13 protein-coding genes and 1 pseudogene are annotated in these 15,946 nt (G+C 32.4%); 1 reads left to right on the top strand and 13 read right to left on the bottom strand.

Annotated elements, in window-relative coordinates; translation table 11 throughout:
* The 10 genes and pseudogenes from BLV68_RS11055 to BLV68_RS11100 form a co-directional block, all read right to left on the bottom strand.
* A pseudogene (locus BLV68_RS11055) lies at positions 1 to 482 on the bottom strand (serine hydroxymethyltransferase); the annotation flags it as partial.
* 37 nt (positions 483 to 519) lie between these two features.
* Positions 520 to 2,172 (bottom strand): ABC transporter substrate-binding protein, encoded by a 1,653-nt coding sequence (locus BLV68_RS11060; protein ID WP_093753801.1) that lies wholly within the window; start codon positions 2,170 to 2,172, stop codon positions 520 to 522.
* A gap of 65 nt (positions 2,173 to 2,237) precedes the next feature.
* Positions 2,238 to 2,519 (bottom strand): DUF6092 family protein, encoded by a 282-nt coding sequence (locus BLV68_RS11065; RefSeq protein WP_093753803.1) that lies wholly within the window; start codon positions 2,517 to 2,519, stop codon positions 2,238 to 2,240.
* A gap of 7 nt (positions 2,520 to 2,526) precedes the next feature.
* Positions 2,527 to 3,051, bottom strand: a complete 525-nt coding sequence (locus BLV68_RS11070; RefSeq protein WP_093753805.1) for a nitroreductase family protein — start codon at positions 3,049 to 3,051, stop codon at positions 2,527 to 2,529.
* A 31-nt stretch (positions 3,052 to 3,082) separates the two neighbouring features.
* Positions 3,083 to 4,039, bottom strand: coding sequence for an ABC transporter ATP-binding protein (locus BLV68_RS11075; RefSeq protein ID WP_093753807.1), 957 nt, complete (start codon positions 4,037 to 4,039; stop codon positions 3,083 to 3,085).
* 18 nt (positions 4,040 to 4,057) lie between these two features.
* The gene (locus BLV68_RS11080; protein WP_200773766.1) at positions 4,058 to 5,053 is read right to left on the bottom strand and encodes an ABC transporter ATP-binding protein; all 996 of its coding nucleotides are present in this window, start codon (positions 5,051 to 5,053) and stop codon (positions 4,058 to 4,060) included.
* Between the two features lie 4 nt (positions 5,054 to 5,057).
* Positions 5,058 to 5,978: an ABC transporter permease gene (locus BLV68_RS11085; protein WP_200773767.1), complete on the bottom strand. Its 921-nt coding sequence runs from the start codon at positions 5,976 to 5,978 to the stop codon at positions 5,058 to 5,060.
* Positions 5,979 to 5,980: 2 nt separating this feature from the next.
* Positions 5,981 to 6,997: an ABC transporter permease gene (locus BLV68_RS11090; protein ID WP_093753809.1), complete on the bottom strand. Its 1,017-nt coding sequence runs from the start codon at positions 6,995 to 6,997 to the stop codon at positions 5,981 to 5,983.
* Between the two features lie 91 nt (positions 6,998 to 7,088).
* Positions 7,089 to 8,228, bottom strand: a complete 1,140-nt coding sequence (locus BLV68_RS11095; protein WP_093753811.1) for a DUF917 domain-containing protein — start codon at positions 8,226 to 8,228, stop codon at positions 7,089 to 7,091.
* A 71-nt stretch (positions 8,229 to 8,299) separates the two neighbouring features.
* Positions 8,300 to 9,058 (bottom strand): aspartate/glutamate racemase family protein, encoded by a 759-nt coding sequence (locus BLV68_RS11100; protein ID WP_093753813.1) that lies wholly within the window; start codon positions 9,056 to 9,058, stop codon positions 8,300 to 8,302.
* Positions 9,059 to 9,292: 234 nt separating this feature from the next.
* On the opposite strand from BLV68_RS11100, the gene BLV68_RS11105 reads away from it, so the two are divergent.
* Complete coding sequence (locus BLV68_RS11105; RefSeq protein ID WP_159428682.1) at positions 9,293 to 10,930, top strand: PucR family transcriptional regulator; 1,638 nt, start codon at positions 9,293 to 9,295, stop codon at positions 10,928 to 10,930.
* Between the two features lie 933 nt (positions 10,931 to 11,863).
* Here the strand turns inward: BLV68_RS11105 and BLV68_RS11110 are convergent.
* From BLV68_RS11110 to selA, 3 genes are read right to left on the bottom strand one after another with little or no spacing between them, the layout of a single operon-like run.
* Positions 11,864 to 12,574: a response regulator transcription factor gene (locus BLV68_RS11110; RefSeq protein ID WP_093753817.1), complete on the bottom strand. Its 711-nt coding sequence runs from the start codon at positions 12,572 to 12,574 to the stop codon at positions 11,864 to 11,866.
* A gap of 25 nt (positions 12,575 to 12,599) precedes the next feature.
* Entirely contained in the window at positions 12,600 to 14,516 is a 1,917-nt protein-coding gene (selB, locus tag BLV68_RS11115) for a selenocysteine-specific translation elongation factor (RefSeq protein WP_093753819.1), read from the bottom strand.
* Positions 14,513 to 15,943, bottom strand: a complete 1,431-nt coding sequence (gene selA, locus BLV68_RS11120) for an L-seryl-tRNA(Sec) selenium transferase (RefSeq protein WP_093753821.1) — start codon at positions 15,941 to 15,943, stop codon at positions 14,513 to 14,515. Before selA ends, selB begins: the two co-directional genes overlap by 4 nt.
* Between the last annotated feature and the right edge of the window lie 3 nt (positions 15,944 to 15,946).

Below are 15,946 nucleotides of genomic sequence, written 5' to 3' on the forward strand. Positions count from 1 at the left end.
GCTATCTTTCTAACTTCATCATAATCTATAACTTCAGTTTCCTTATCTACTCCATAAGCTATAAAGTTAAAGTAGGTTCCTGAAATATTAACTGGGCTGCCATGGGTTAAGTGCCCACCTTGCGATAAATTCATGCCTAATACCTTATCACCAGGTTTTAATACTGCAAAATACACCCCTAGGTTGGCATTAGAACCAGAGTGAGGTTGAACGTTTGCATGCTCTGCACCAAATAATTTTTTCAACCTCTCAATGGCCAAATTCTCTACCATATCCACATATTCACAGCCTCCGTAATATCTCTTACTTGGATATCCTTCAGCATATTTATTGGTCAACTGGCTCCCCATTGCTTCCATCACAGAAGCTGAAACAAAGTTTTCAGAGGCAATTAACTCAATGTGATCCTGTTGCCTATTTACCTCCAATTCAATTATTTTCATTACTTCTGAATCAAATTTTGCTAAATTACTATAGTCCATAATAACCCTCTTTCTTGGATACTATTATATTAACTAATTACTTATATCTCATATCAGGAAAGAAATATGGATATCCCATTAAATACGCCTTTAGTTCCCCAGATTTTGCAGCTTCAGCAGCAGGCCACTCAATATAAGTTGCCTGATAAGCAACTCTTTCTGTTAAATCAGCAATCCATGCACATGGACATATCTGATCAACAATTTTATTCTGAAGTTCTGCATATTTAGCAAAACGCTCATCTTTATCTGTTGTAGCTAATGCGTTTTCAATTTCAGAATCTAATTCATCACTTAAATACCAATGACAATTTTCATAAGTACCTGCTGTCTTGCTATGGAAACCAGCTTCCAATGTTGCTCCAGCTTCATTATATTGTGGACCGGAATTTATAGTTGTTACATGTGGAGTACTTTCTGGATTTGATACTCTTTCTTGTATAGTCACCCATGGAGCTTTTGTTATCTCAACATTAATTCCTACTTGTTTAGCTGCAGCTTGAAAAGCCAATGCAACTTTTTCAATATCCTGAACATCTGAATTGACAAGAAATTCTACTGTAAAATCCTGATAGTTATCAGCGTATTTTGACTTTAAAATATATTCTTTGGCTTTTTCTAAGTCATACTTATATTGATTAGTTTTTATACTACCTGCAGTATACGAAGATACAGGTCCATAATTAATCTTTGAATCCACAAATACATCGTTAACTAACATATCATAATCGAATAAACAACTTAATGCCTTTCTAAAATTAACATCATCAGTAGGTGCAAGTGTTGTATTATAGAAAACATTTTGGACTAACCTTGTTGAATATGGCACAATTTCAATACCTTCCAGTTTGGAAAGAGCTTCAAGACTTTCTGTACTCTGCCACATATCACTAATTTCTAGTTGCTTATTAGCTAACATCGTACGAACAGTTGATGGTTCTGTACCATATATTATTTTGAAAGACTCCGGAGCATTTTCTTCCCATCCCATATGCCAATCATCAAATTTAACTGCATAAAAATAATCTTGTTGTACCAATTCTTTGGCCATATAAGGTCCTGAACCAGCATCATTAGTAATTAAAAAGTCTCTACCATAATCCCCATATTCTCCATAAGGTCCCTCTATAATATTTTCCATAACCAAATCCTCATTTAAAATGTATAGTCTACATAAAGAATCTACAAATGGACCAAATGGATGATCTAGAACAAATTTTACAGTATAGTCGTCAATTGCTACTACATCCTTTATTATATCGCTATAAAGATAGGCAAACCCTTCACCAATAGTTATTAATCGTTTTGCTGAAAATGCAACATCAGATGCTGTTAATTCTGAACCATCATGGAATTTAACTCCTTTCTTTAAATAAAAAGTATATTCTGTACCATCATCACTTACTTCCCAATCAGTAGCTAACCATGGCTTAACACCATCTTCTGTTGGAAATACTAATGTATCATATAAATTAACAAACGCAATCGAACTTGAATTGCTTATTCCTATTGCAGGGTCAATAACCGGAGTACTGTCAGCTGTAATTCTAATAATCTTTTCACCAGCTGGTAAAGCAGTATCATCACTTTCAGAACTTGTAACAGTTTCTTCCTTACTATCACGTCCACAACCAACTAGCAAAGCCATAACCATAATGAATACTAAAATGAAAGATACCCATTTTTTCATTTACATAACCCCTTTCATTTTTATAATTTATTCATTTTATTATGTTAGTAACAGCTAAAAGTTTTCTAATAGCTCTCTATTAACCTTGTCAATATTATGTCTATTTCCCTTAAATATTCTGCTTCTGACTCTAAGGGCAACAACTTAATTCTATTTATTTCTTCGTTTAACCATAAATACTTGTTATCATAAATACTGAGAATATCTAAAATAATACTTGCACTTTCTAACAACCTCATAGGAACATAACTTCGTGGTTCATCAACGTAACTTTTTGCACTAGTCAATATATAGCATACTGCTTTATCTAGTTCATCTATAACACTCTTTGGTAATAACACTTCCACTAGGTAATCACCTACTTTCATAACTTTGCACAAATATTGTATCAGTCATATTGCCAAGTTGTACTTCTTGTGGAACTTTTAAAGGATAACCGACAGCAACCATAAGAATAGGGTAAATCTCTTCGGGAAAATTCACAAATTTTCCAATAGCTGTCCTATTAAAAGAAGCTAATATACAACTACCTAAACCATATTCCAATGCCAATAGACAAATATTATACGAAACTATCGCAGCATCATAATAAATAAATTCTTTAATAGCTATAGGCCCAGCTTTTTTAATTGCTTTTTCTTTGTCAATTCCTACAACAATTAATGCAGGAGGTGTAAATCCCATCCCAGGCGAAAAACGTTTTATTTTCTCAATTTTTTCTTTTTCATTTACAATTACCAATTTCCATGCCTTCATGTTACTTGCACTCGGAGCATTAATTGCTATCTTACTAATTTCAAGAAGTATATCAGTAAAAACCTCTTCATTTGTGTATCTCCTTATACTCCTTCTCTTAAGTATTACATCCTTTAAATCCAAGTAATCACCCCCCTATTTATAATTTTTGACATTAGTAAAGGTGGCATCTTACAAAATGACCAGGAGAAATTTCCTTCATTTGTGGATCTTCACACATGCAAATGTCCCTTTTTTCATAACATCTAGTATTAAAGCTACAACCTTCTGGAACATTTACCGGTGAAGGTATTTCACCAGTTGGTATAATTTTTTTTGGTTTTAAAGCCTCTTCTTCTTCTGATACAACGGGTATAGCTGAAAGAAGCATCCTTGTATAAGGATGTAATGGAGATGTATAGAATGTCTCAGTAGGTGCAATCTCGCAGATTTTCCCTAGATACATGATAGCTACTCTCGAAGAAACATTTCTCATCACACCCATATCATGAGTTATAAATAAATAGGTCAATTTCTTTTCTTTTTGGATAGTCATTAACATGTTTAAAATCTTAGCTTGTATCGAAACATCAAGTGAAGATGTAGGTTCATCAAGTATAATAAATTTAGGATTAGCACATAAGGCTCTTGCTATAGAAACTAGCTGTTTTTCTCCTCCACCGATACTATTTGGAGACTTGTACATGAAATCACTTGGTAACTGAACCATTTCAAGAATCTCTAATATTTTATCTTCAATTTGATTTTTTGGTACTATCTTATGTACTTTTAATGGAAGACTTAATATTTGCCTTACATCTTGATGTTCATTTAAAGATGAGCCAGGATCCTGAAATACAATCTGTGCATTTTTCCTAAACGATTTACTTCTACCTTTTGTTTTTGATGTTATTACTTCATCATTGAATATTATTTCACCACTAGTCTGTCTGTACATTCCCATAATCGTATAAGCAATTGTGCTTTTACCTGAACCTGATTCTCCTACCAATCCTAGTACTTCCCCTTGCTTTATTGAAATATTTACACCATCTACTGCACGAACATATTGAGTTTTATTAATAGGAAAATACATCTTTAAATCTTTGATTTCAAGAAATCCCTGTTCCATATTCTCCCTCCTAACTAATCATGTGAAATTCTCAGTAACATACTTGAAACAAGCTACGTAATGCTCATTTTCCATTTCAATTACCGGAGGCTTTTCGTTTTTACATACTTCCATAGCTTCCTTACATCTTGGATAGAATCGACAACCAGGTGTTGGAACATGATAATCAGGTATATATCCATAAATACCTTCTGAAAGTCCTCTCCCAGTAAGTCTTGGAATACAATCTAATAATCCCTGAGTGTATGGATGTAATGGATTATCAAACAAATTCTTAGTCTTACATGTCTCAACAATATCCCCTGCATACATAACATATATTCTATCTACTAATTCCCTTGCAACTCCTAGAGAATGTGTAACCATGATTAAAGAGCATCCCTTGTCCTTAACTAGTTCATTTAATAATCTATATATTTGATCCTGTATAGTTACATCTAACGCTGTACCAGGTTCATCTGCAATCAATAAGTCTCTTGGTGTCATTAAAGACATCGCAATACATATGCGTTGTCTCATACCACCAGAAAGCTGATAAGGATAAGAATTTAGAATTCTATCAGGGTCGGGTATCATAACAGTTTTGATAGCATTTCTGGCAATTTCTATCATATCCTCTTTATTATTGGACTCTAATAGCCCAGAATATTTTATAATATCTACCATCTGTTCACCAATTTTAAATACTGGATTTAAAGCAGCCATGGGCGATTGAGAAATCATTGAAATCTTTCTTCTCCTTATATCCTGCATTTCACGTTCTGGAAGATTTAATATATTTTTGCCTTCAAATAATATTTCTCCTCCATCTGGTATATGTACAATCTCTTTTTCTAGTAACCTCATAATTGATTTCATAGTTGTGGTCTTCCCACATCCAGATTCCCCTACAAGCCCAATCTTTTCGCCTCTACCAACATATAGATTCACACCATTAACAACTTTGGCATAGCCTCGATATGTCCTATACCATATCTGAAGATTTTTAATATCAAGCAATCTATCATCGTTCACTCTATTACCTCCCTTTGTCAAGCATATCTCGAATCCCATCACCTAAGAAGTTAAACCCAAGTATTATAAAAACGATTCCTAATGCTGGGAAAATAGTTGTCCACCATAAATCTGGCATATACTTTGCACCGTCTGAAATCATTTGGCCAAAGTCTGGTGTTGGAGGTTGTTCTCCCAGTCCTACAAAACTTAGGGAAGCTCCTTGAAGAATAACCCAACCTACATCTAACGCCATTTTAGTAAATATAGGTGATAAACAATTTGGGAGTATTTCTTTGAATAATATGTGAAATTTTGAAGCTCCGATTAATTCTGCATTTTTCACAAAATACTCATTCTTTATTGATGCAGCATTCCCGTAAACCAATCTCGTATACCATGGCCACCATGATACTGTTACTGCTATCATTGAATTGGTCATATTAGGTTCTAACAAGGACGCAATGGATAAAGCTAAAACTAATGGTGGTATAGATACAAATATATCAGTTATACGCATTATAATTGTTGATATCCATGTACCATTATAGTAACCTGCTAATAATCCAGTTAATGTACCAATAGGAACTGAAATAGCTAAAACTACAATAGGCATCTTTAATGCCCCTCTAAAGGAAAAGATAACCCTTGTAAAAACATCTCTACCAAAAACATCTGTCCCAAACCAGTACCTAGAATTGGGGGCGACCCTCGCATTTGCAAAATCAACAAACTCCCTTGAATGCTCAGGATATGGAGTTACATACTCCGCAAAAATTGCAAGTATAATACATGTTAATACTATTATCAAACCAGTAACAGATAACTTGTTTCGTGAAAATTTGTACCAATAAATTTTCATATTTTCTCTTGTAGATGGCTTTAAGAAACCAGTCTTTTTTAAAACTCTTCCATTACTTGATTGTTTAAATCCTATACTCTTCATGTTTATTCGCCTCCCAATCTTATTCTTGGGTCAAGAGCTGCAGTAATAAGGTCCACTATAAAATTTGCTATCAAAAATATAACACCAATTATTAAAACTACAGCAACTATAGAATTTAAATCCTTGGTTAGCATTGAATTAATTCCATAACGTGATAACCCTGGCCAATTAAAAATATTTTCAACTAAGAAAGCATTACCACATAATGATGCTATATCCATTCCCAAAACAGTAACAACAGATACAGATGATGGTTTAAGCAAGTACTTACGCATAATTAAATTAGTAGGTAATCCAAAACTTTTTGAAACAGTAATATACTCTTTGGTCATGTTATCTATTAATGAAGAGCGTAGAAGCCTTGCGTTTTGTACCATACCTCCCAAGCATAAAGCAGTTGCAGGTAAAAGCAAATGCAAAAAGGCATCCCATGCAGTAGAAAACCTGCCACTTAATATACTATCTAATACATATAATCCTGTAATATGAGGTGGAGGTTCTACTCCAGGACTTAGACGTCCTAATACAGGTATTACACCTTCCCATATAAATCCAAATAACAAAAGCAATAATGTAGCAACAACAAATGCTGGTAATGCGATACCAGTATAAGTAAAAATTCTTAGTATCCCATCAAATAGTGAATTTTTATATTTTGCAGATAAAATTCCTAACAAAAAAGCAAATATCACCATTAATAACGCTGCAAAAATCATTAATTCTATAGTAGCTGGTAAAAACTGTTTAATATCCATAGAAACTGGTCTTTTAGATGTTAAAGATCTTCCTAAATCCCCATTCAAAACATCTTTTAGCCATAAAACATACTGTTTAAGTAGGGGCTCGTCAAGATTCATTTCCTTCCTCAATGCTTCTACTGCCTCAGCTGTAGCTCTAGGCCCTAGGGCCAATCTAGCAGGATCTCCTGGAATTATTCTCGAAATAGTGAATATCAATATTGATACACCAAATATTACTAATATGCTCAGTACTAACCTCTTGATAATATAATTGACCATTCATTATAACTCCTTTCTGAACTATTAGTAAAAAAGAAAAAGGGGGAGCCTTTGCAGTTTACTACAAAGGCATAAAATCTGTTTTTATCTACTATTTATTTTTTATTCTTTCATCAATGGGTACATAGTCAAAATCAAAACCAAAATATCTAGGTCCTAAAACCCCAATTGCTTTTTCGTTTTGGAATTCTTTTCTAGCTTTAAGTCCTATTACTGAAACTTCTTCGCCAATAGCAAGAATAGGATTGGCATAAGGCTCTCCAGTCTTTGAATTGACTACGACAATCATATCAGGACTTGTAATAATAGGCTTATCATTTTCCCACATTACATGATTTTCGTTCTTAAACCATATTTTATATGTATTGCCTTCAAATTCTTCTCTTCCAGCAATAGTATGAACTCCCCAATAATATCCTAGCTCATCCTTTGTTTCTTTATTTGTTACAACTCCCTTAGCTAAAAGATATCCATCTAATTTATTAACTATTTCTTCTACTGGATTTAAATTGCTTTCCCTGGCTTCTCTAATCATCTTTCCTACTTCGTAAGATTCTGTCAATGTGCCTGGTATTATTGTTTCTTTCATTTCCTTACCTGTCATTAAAAAACCAGCTTGTCCAGCTAAACCATATGCACCAGAAGCAATTAATTTCCCAATTCTTTCTACCATACGATAGTTAATTGCTTGATCTATAAAACATACATTACCAAACTCATCAACAGAAGCAACAGGCCATAATTTCTTACCTGCAATATAAGGTGTGGTCTGTAAAATTTCAGGAATTGCTCTGCCAGTGTAATCTCCATCTACACATGGTATCCCATTAAGAATTCCTGCAGCTAAAGGTCCGGGGGTATTTGCACCACCTAATTCAATTGGAACTACTGCACTTACTTTTACACCCATGTATTTTGCTAATTCTGCCACTGCTTTTGCTAGTCTTTCTTTTTCTTTATTTACTGGATTAGTTAATCCAAACCCTTCCATTTCTTTGATTACTTCTGGTGTATGAGGTGCAATAGAACCCATTAAAAATGGACATACTGTAATTGCATCATCATCGATTTCACTTATATCTACCCAGCCAACTTCATTTCCTTTTTCTATTTCAGACATAAGCGAATCAATGCCATTGCTTGGCAATCCTCCTCCACCTGTTCCAAAGAATGTACACCCTCTTACAAAATCTTCAACTTCTTCTCTAGTAGTTAGTTTTTTTGTTGACATAATTTTTCCTCCTTTTTATTAATTTGATTTGTTATAACTATTAGTTATAACTTCCTTTTCAATTGATAAATTTAACAATCTAAGTTGTTAAATTTTTTTCTAATCGGTTTGTAAGCTTCTTTGCTGTGAGATACTCCCATCAAAACACAGGAGATAGCATCAAATAAAGCTGCTCTAAAAGGTTCAATTATTGGAACATTAATATTATTCTTATTAAGTTTATTTTGCATTGATTTAACTAATGGTGCTAATCCCGTACATCCTAACACTATTACCTTTCCTTTATCTTCCTTTACAATTTTTACACCTATTTCAGCTACTTTATTAACTATCTCTTCGCTATTGTATTGTATATTCAGCACCTGTACATCTAACACAGGTATTGACCTCAATCTACTAATCATCCCATACTTTGCTAAATTTTGTTTTATACATCGATCCATTTCATCCAATATGCCTATTACTGAAAACTCACCTCCTAATCGGATTGCTAAAGAACAAGCTGATTGACATGCACCAAATACTGGTATATTAAGCACTTCTCTGCATTCATCGAGTCCCGGGTCTAAAAAACAATCTAAAATAATTGCATCGTAACCGTTTTCCTGCCCCCATTTAGCTTTTTCTATTATATGTGGTACTGTCATTCCTACATCATAACTCCCCTCAAGAGAAGCAAATCCTTTTTCTATGAACACAGTATCCAAAGTTACTAAATTATTAGTTTCTTTTAATATTTCATCTCTAAGCTTAATGCGGTCATTTGTTTCACTTTCTAATCCTTCAGTATATATAACTGGTAGCAAATTTAAGATTTTAATGCTATTCATTAATATCACCTCCCCACTTATCCATGCTAATAATTCTATGATAATTAAAATTATGTGAAATTTTACATTAATGAAACACTTTACTATATTCGACTCTATTTTACAAATTATTTGATTTTTCTTTCTTTGTTAAAAATTATATTATATAATAAAGTGTAGATGAACACATATATATTATGTAAAAATGTGCATTCAGACATAGTGAAAAGCCAAAATATAAATAGGAGGAATATTATGGGAATTACAGTTAAAGAAGCTTTAAAAATATGGCCTTTAACTCTTGGGCAAGTAATAGCAGGTAAAAATGGATTAGATAGAGAAGTAACAAGCGTTAGTGTGCTTGAAATACCAAAAGAAACCAAATGGTTTAAGGGAGGGGAACTCCAAATATCTGCTTTCTATACTATTGCCAATGATGTAGAAAGCCAATTAGAAGTACTAAATAATTTAAACAAATCTAATTGCAGTGGACTTGTACTTTGTCATATTGGACATTGGTTAAAATCAGTTCCCCAAAAACTAATCCAGCTTGCTAACAAGATTAATTTCCCAGTTATCATAGTTCCTGAACATATAGCTTATATTGATATAATAACCCCAATCACAGATGCTATATTGAATAAAAAAAAGCAGGGTATCAATTACGATTTAGAAACAATTCATAAAATGGCAAATATATTACTAGATAATAAAAATATTGACCACATTATTTATTCATTAAGTAAATCACTAAATAAATCTGTTCTATTCTTTAACATAAAAAACGAATGTTTAACTACAGGAAACAATCAAATATCTGAAAAATTGATCAATGAGATTAAAGAATCTATCTTAACTAATGTTAATCGTTTTATTGATAAAAATGAATACATAATAATAACTTCTCAACTAACTGGAATTTCCATTTTACTTGTTCCAGTAATAATAAATACAAAATATTATGGAACTATTGCTATCCTTAATGTATCTAATTTAAAAAATATTGATATGATGAAGATTGCTGAAAGTAAATATGCCTGTGGATTAGCTGTAATAGAGAATATTAGACTTAATGAACTTAGATCTTCAGTTATTTTAAATTATTATACTGATTTAATCCAATGGAATTTTAGTAACGAAATACAGGCAATGCAAAAAGCATCTACTATGAATTTAAATGTGTCAAGAATCTCTTTGATTTTAACCATAGAAATATTTAAATCATATATCCACAGTAATAAAATTAATAATTTTGATTTGCAAGCAAAAATAAATGAAATATACAATTATGTTATAGAAAAAATTAAGACAGAAAAATCTATTAACTACATTATGACTTTAAACAATAAAATTATTATTCTTATCAACGATTGTGGTAATGATACTAAAACTATAACTTATGCCCAAAGATTAGGAAATAGGTTGATTAACTCAATTCAAATATATTTTAATGCTCCAGTAGCTATTGGTATTGGCAATTATCAAACATCTATATCAAAAATAAAGAATAGTTATCATGAATCTCTTTTAGCAATAAAAATTGGTAATGCACTTTTTAATAAATCGCATTGTACAAATTTCCAAATAGTTGAAATACTTTCATTATTATTTGAAGGTATTGATACAAGACAAGCATCTTCAGCTATTAAAAAGTTGTTTGAACCTTTGGAAAGGTATGATGCTGAGAATAATTCAGCATTAACACTGACTTTAAAAGCACTAATTAATTGTAACTTCAAAACATCATTAGTTGCTGAAAAGTTGTTCATACATCGTAATACAGTTTTGCAAAGAAAGAATAAAATAATAGAGCTTCTTCAGTTTGACCCAGAAGAATTCCCTTACAGGTTACTGTATGAATTAGCAACTATTTTAGAAAAAATGGTTGATTAAATCTTTATTATCATATAATCTAAAAGCAATTCGTAAACAAGCCATTCGACTAATCCACTTATTTGGGACAAAACTCACTAATATCTTTAATAGCATAGTACTGCATTTTTCTGAAACAGTCATAAATTTTGTACTTAAATATTTCTAAATTACTTCAACCCGATATGAAATATTAAATTATTTAGTATAAACCTAATTTTAGTTTTAACATTCCAATATTTTTACTAGGTCATTGTATCTTTAAATTAGGTCCAAGGCTTATTATAGTACAATGACCTTTTACATTATTTTTTCAAGCAAACTATTACAAATTAAATTGAAACTATTTTAAAGTTAACTTTCTATTCTACTTTCAAGACATATTAGTAACCCGCTTTAAGATAAAACCCAATTTCTATATCTTTAAGTTCATTTTATCAATATTCTGGCCTGTTAAATCTAATATATTTTATGATTGGTCCGCAGGAAGTACGGTTACTATTTCATACACTTCAAACGCTACATCTGTTACAACATAAGCAACATTGTTCTTAATTTAAACATTTTCTCTTGCTTTGTATTTTAAAGACTTCTGAGAATATGAATGGATAATCAGGTCTCATTTGCTTTACTGCAATTACTAACTCTAATTTTAATTACTTATTAATAATATACTTAGAAAGCAGATAAAAAACCGCTCCTATATTAGGAACGGATATTTAGATTCTTTATTTTTAATTGTCTATAATTTAACTCATTTATACTTTATTCATCTTCTATAATAAACTGGTTCAAATATCATCATAGGGCATTCAGATGATATAATTAATTGGCATCATCTATAAAAGTTATAAATCTGTTTTTTCAAACATATTCATTTTGTAAGGTTTCTAATCTCTACTCCATCAATTATTATGTTTTCTTAATTTTGTTTTGATTCATAAACATGAAAAGCTACTCTACAGCGGCATTTGCCTTTTTGCTTTTGAAATAATATCCAACACCCCATTTGGTATGAATGTATTGCAAATTGTTAGGATCCTCCTCTATTTTTTCCCTCAAGCGCCTTATATGAACGTCTACTGTTCTCAAGTCTCCAAAATATTCATATCCCCAAATGGTTTCCAACAATTCCTCTCTAGTAAATACCTTTCCTGGATTGGAAACCAGTAAGTAAAAAAGATCAAATTCCTTTCCTGTTAATGTAATGCTTGCATCCCCTTTGGTCAGCCGTCTACCCAGTGTATTTATTATAAAATCATCTATCTTGACTATTTGGTTTTCAAAATGAAAATTCTTCATATTTGCTCTTCTAAGGATTGCTTTGATTTTAGCCTTTAGTATTAAAATATTGATAGGCTTTGTTATATAATCGTCAGCACCATATTCTAAGGCCAGTATTTTATTTACATCATCTTGTTTTTCCGTTAGAACTATTATAGGTACTTGAGAGTTTTCTCTAATGGTTTGACAAAGATTCAATCCATTTCCATCTGGAAGTACTAAATCCAATATTACTAAGCCATAGTCCTTCTTCTTTATCTTATCCTTGCTCTCCTTAACAGTGAAAGCGGATTCCACAATGTAATTATCTTGTTCCAAACTATATTTTAACCCCTTAAATAATAGTTTGTCCCTATTAATAACTATAACTCTAGTGCTCATCGTTCTCACTCCAAAACAAAGGTAATCACCTGGTATTCCCAACAAGCATTCTTTTATCTCCATCCCTTTTGGTTATTTTTAGTTGGTCAAAATATTCAAGTAATGACAGTGCAACTTTTCTATTGGTATTTAATACATCCCTATATTGAGCTACAGTAATAGAGCCGTTTTCCTTAATATAGTTCTTTGCTAGTTTAATAGCCTCTTCGAAAGCAGCTTGATGGATATAGACTTCCTCATTTAATTTTACTATTTCTCCCATACTAACTAAATTATTTATTACTTCCTCTACCTCATTAGAATTAGGGTCTATATTTATTAATTCTTCTTTTCTCGGAGGTAAAAAAGCTTTTTCTTTAAAAGATTCAATTATTTTATTCTTGATCTTTATCTGATAGTCTTTGTATTCCACTTTAAAGCCTTTCTTAAAAATGTTCTCTCTTTTCTGCTCTATTAACCCCATTTCAATTAATCGATCTAAAAACAACTCTCCTACTCGGTTTGGTGCTTTACTTAATAATCTACTCCTCATCTCTTCTTTGGGAATCCCTATTCTCAAAGGATATCTTTCATGATAGATTTCCATTTCTTTTATTATCTTTTCAGTTAACATATTGAAATATTCTACATGAATTACATGGATGTCCTTTGTTAGTTTAAAAGGAATTATCTTTTCAGATTCTATTAATCTATCTATATCTTCCTTTACCTTTTCCTCTAACATGGCAGTATTTGTAGATATCTCCCTAATTGTAGGGAAATGTTGACTTTTATCCAGTACTATCCTTTCAATTATATCTATAGACTTACCTGCTTCCTTAATTCTAAGCTCTTCTAATGCCTTCTCGTCAAAGGGTTGCTTTTTGGTTGGATTAGGTTCTAACACCTGTCCTCCTCCTATGGTGAACATAGGAGAATAAAATCTTAGAATGAATCTATCTCCTCTTTTAGCCACTGTTTTTTCTTCCAACCTTAATTGAGCATAAGCTTCCTCTCCCGGGTTCAATACTTCTTTATCTAGGAGCACTATTCTGCATAGAATTTCCTTAGTTCCTATATATAGCCTAAGCCTAGTCCTATTCATTATAGGCCTGTTTATATCTTTAATTAGCCTTACCTTTACATCCAGCATCAATGTATCCTTCATAGAATCTTTAGGGGCAATAACATCTCCTCTTTCAACTTCTTCCTTTTTTATCCCTGCCATATTGATTGCCACCCTCTGTCCAGCATAAGCAATATCTGTATCTTGTTCATGAACCTGTAAATTTCTTATTCTAGCTAATTTATTTCCAGGGAAAATCTGCACTTCATCTCCGAGCCGAAATTTCCCAGATAACAGAGTCCCAGTTACTACCGTTCCAAAGCCTGCAATGGAAAAGACTCTATCTACAGGTAGTCTGGGAGTATCATCCGTTTCCCTATCTTCTAACTCTAAAGCCAATTCATCTATCAGCTCAATAACTTTGTCTAAGCCGGTTTTTTTAACAGAAGATACTGGGACTATTGGGGCATTTTCCAAAAAACTTCCCTTAACCTCATTTTTTATATCTTCTTTAACCAATTCTAACCATTCTGAATCTACTAAATCGGATTTGGTTAATACCACAAATCCTTTCTCAATCCCTAATAGGTCTATTATGGCTATATGCTCCTTAGTTTGAGGCATAACCCCTTCATCTGCTGCTACTACTAGTAGTACTATATCCATACCCGTTACTCCAGCTAGCATATTCTTAATGAATCTTTCATGTCCTGGAACATCGATAATCCCCGCCCTTCTACCACTGGGTAGGTCAAAATAGGTAAATCCCAATTCAATGGAAATACCCCTATCCTTTTCTTCCTTCAACCTATCCGTATCTCGCCCTGTTAGAGCTTTTATGAGAGTAGTCTTTCCGTGGTCAATATGACCAGCAGTTCCAATTATTATATGCTTCATTTGATGCACCCTTTCAATTTATTAAATCCATAGGATAATCCATCTGCTACAATATCCAATTCCTCATCCCTTACAGTCCTCAAATCTATGAATAAATGGTCCTTATATACCCTTGTTATAATTGGAATCTCGTATTCTCTTAAAGCCTTTTCTAAATCGATAATGCTGTTTTCTCTTAAGCTAACCATAATACATTTAGTAGGAATTCTTTCTAAAGGCAAGGAGCCTCCACCTACTTCAGAATAATTATCTACTATCTCTATATTATAGTTACTGTAGTCTACATTTTCCACAATACTATTATATAATCTACTAGCTTTTTTCTCCAACTCATCCAAACTCATGGAAAGCATTTTCAAAGTTGGGATTTTTTCTACTACTGTACTTTCATCTAAATATAGTTTTAAGGTAGCTTCTAAGGCTGATAAAGTAAATTTATCGACTCTAAAAGCCCTCGTCAAAGGATTTTTTTTCATAATATCTATATACTCTTTCTTTCCTACTATAATACCCGCTTGAGGACCTCCAAGCAACTTATCGCCACTAAAGGTTACAATATCTACGCCATTTTTAATGGAATCCTGAACTGTAGGCTCGTACTCCAATCCAAATTTAGTTAAGTCTATAAGAACTCCACTACCTAAATCCTCAATTAAGGGTAGATTATATTTTATCTTAAGAGCATATAATTCCTCTGCAGAAACAGAAGAGGTAAATCCTAATATCCTATAGTTACTAGTATGAACTTTCAATAAAGCTCCAGTTTCCTCGTTAATCGCATTCTCATAATCCCACATATGGGTTTTATTGGTAGTACCTACCGATTTTAAAATAGCACCACTCTGCTCCATAACATCAGGGATTCTAAAAGAACCACCTATTTCGATTAATTCACCTCTAGATACTATTACCTCTTTCCCTTTAGCAAGGCTACTTAAAACTAATAGCACTGCTGCTGCATTGTTGTTAACTACCATTGCATCTTCTGCCCCGGTTATTTCTACGATTATATCCCTTAGATGGCTATATCTTTCTCCTCTTTCTCCTCTTTCTAAATCATATTCCAAATTGGAGTAGTTAATAGCTATTTCCTTAACATTTTCCATAACCTCTTCGCTAATTAATGATCTACCAATATTGGTATGGATTACTACCCCCGTTCCATTTATCACCCTTCTCAACTTAAAGGAGTTTTTTTTCTTTGCTCTTATTTCTACAAGTTTTATCAGGCTATCAATCCTATTAATAATCTGATCTTCCTCTAAGGATTTCTCCTTTATACTCTGTCTTAATAAATCTATTTCCTCCCTAATGGAGTCAACCACTATTTTCCTTGGCATTGCTTCTATAAGCTTTTTAATATTCTTATTTTCTAGTATCTCATCTACTTTAGGTATTAGTTTAAATAAGTTTTTTTCTTTCTGCATATT

It is taken from the genome of Tepidimicrobium xylanilyticum, assembly GCF_900106765.1.
GTDB lineage: Bacteria > Bacillota > Clostridia > Tissierellales > Tepidimicrobiaceae > Tepidimicrobium > Tepidimicrobium xylanilyticum.

What these genes read in the sequence shown, in the direction of transcription:
- selB (WP_093753819.1), bottom strand. Translation starts at nt 14,516, where the DNA reads ATGAAGCATATAATAATTGGAACTGCTGGTCATATTGACCACGGAAAG.
- BLV68_RS11110 (WP_093753817.1), bottom strand. Translation starts at nt 12,574, where the DNA reads ATGAGCACTAGAGTTATAGTTATTAATAGGGACAAACTATTATTTAAG.
- BLV68_RS11090 (WP_093753809.1), bottom strand. Translation starts at nt 6,997, where the DNA reads ATGGTCAATTATATTATCAAGAGGTTAGTACTGAGCATATTAGTAATA.
- BLV68_RS11095 (WP_093753811.1), bottom strand. Translation starts at nt 8,228, where the DNA reads ATGTCAACAAAAAAACTAACTACTAGAGAAGAAGTTGAAGATTTTGTA.
- BLV68_RS11100 (WP_093753813.1), bottom strand. Translation starts at nt 9,058, where the DNA reads ATGAATAGCATTAAAATCTTAAATTTGCTACCAGTTATATATACTGAA.
- BLV68_RS11060 (WP_093753801.1), bottom strand. Translation starts at nt 2,172, where the DNA reads ATGAAAAAATGGGTATCTTTCATTTTAGTATTCATTATGGTTATGGCT.
- BLV68_RS11085 (WP_200773767.1), bottom strand. Translation starts at nt 5,978, where the DNA reads ATGAAGAGTATAGGATTTAAACAATCAAGTAATGGAAGAGTTTTAAAA.
- BLV68_RS11105 (WP_159428682.1), top strand. Translation starts at nt 9,293, where the DNA reads ATGGGAATTACAGTTAAAGAAGCTTTAAAAATATGGCCTTTAACTCTT.
- selA (WP_093753821.1), bottom strand. Translation starts at nt 15,943, where the DNA reads ATGCAGAAAGAAAAAAACTTATTTAAACTAATACCTAAAGTAGATGAG.
- BLV68_RS11075 (WP_093753807.1), bottom strand. Translation starts at nt 4,039, where the DNA reads ATGGAACAGGGATTTCTTGAAATCAAAGATTTAAAGATGTATTTTCCT.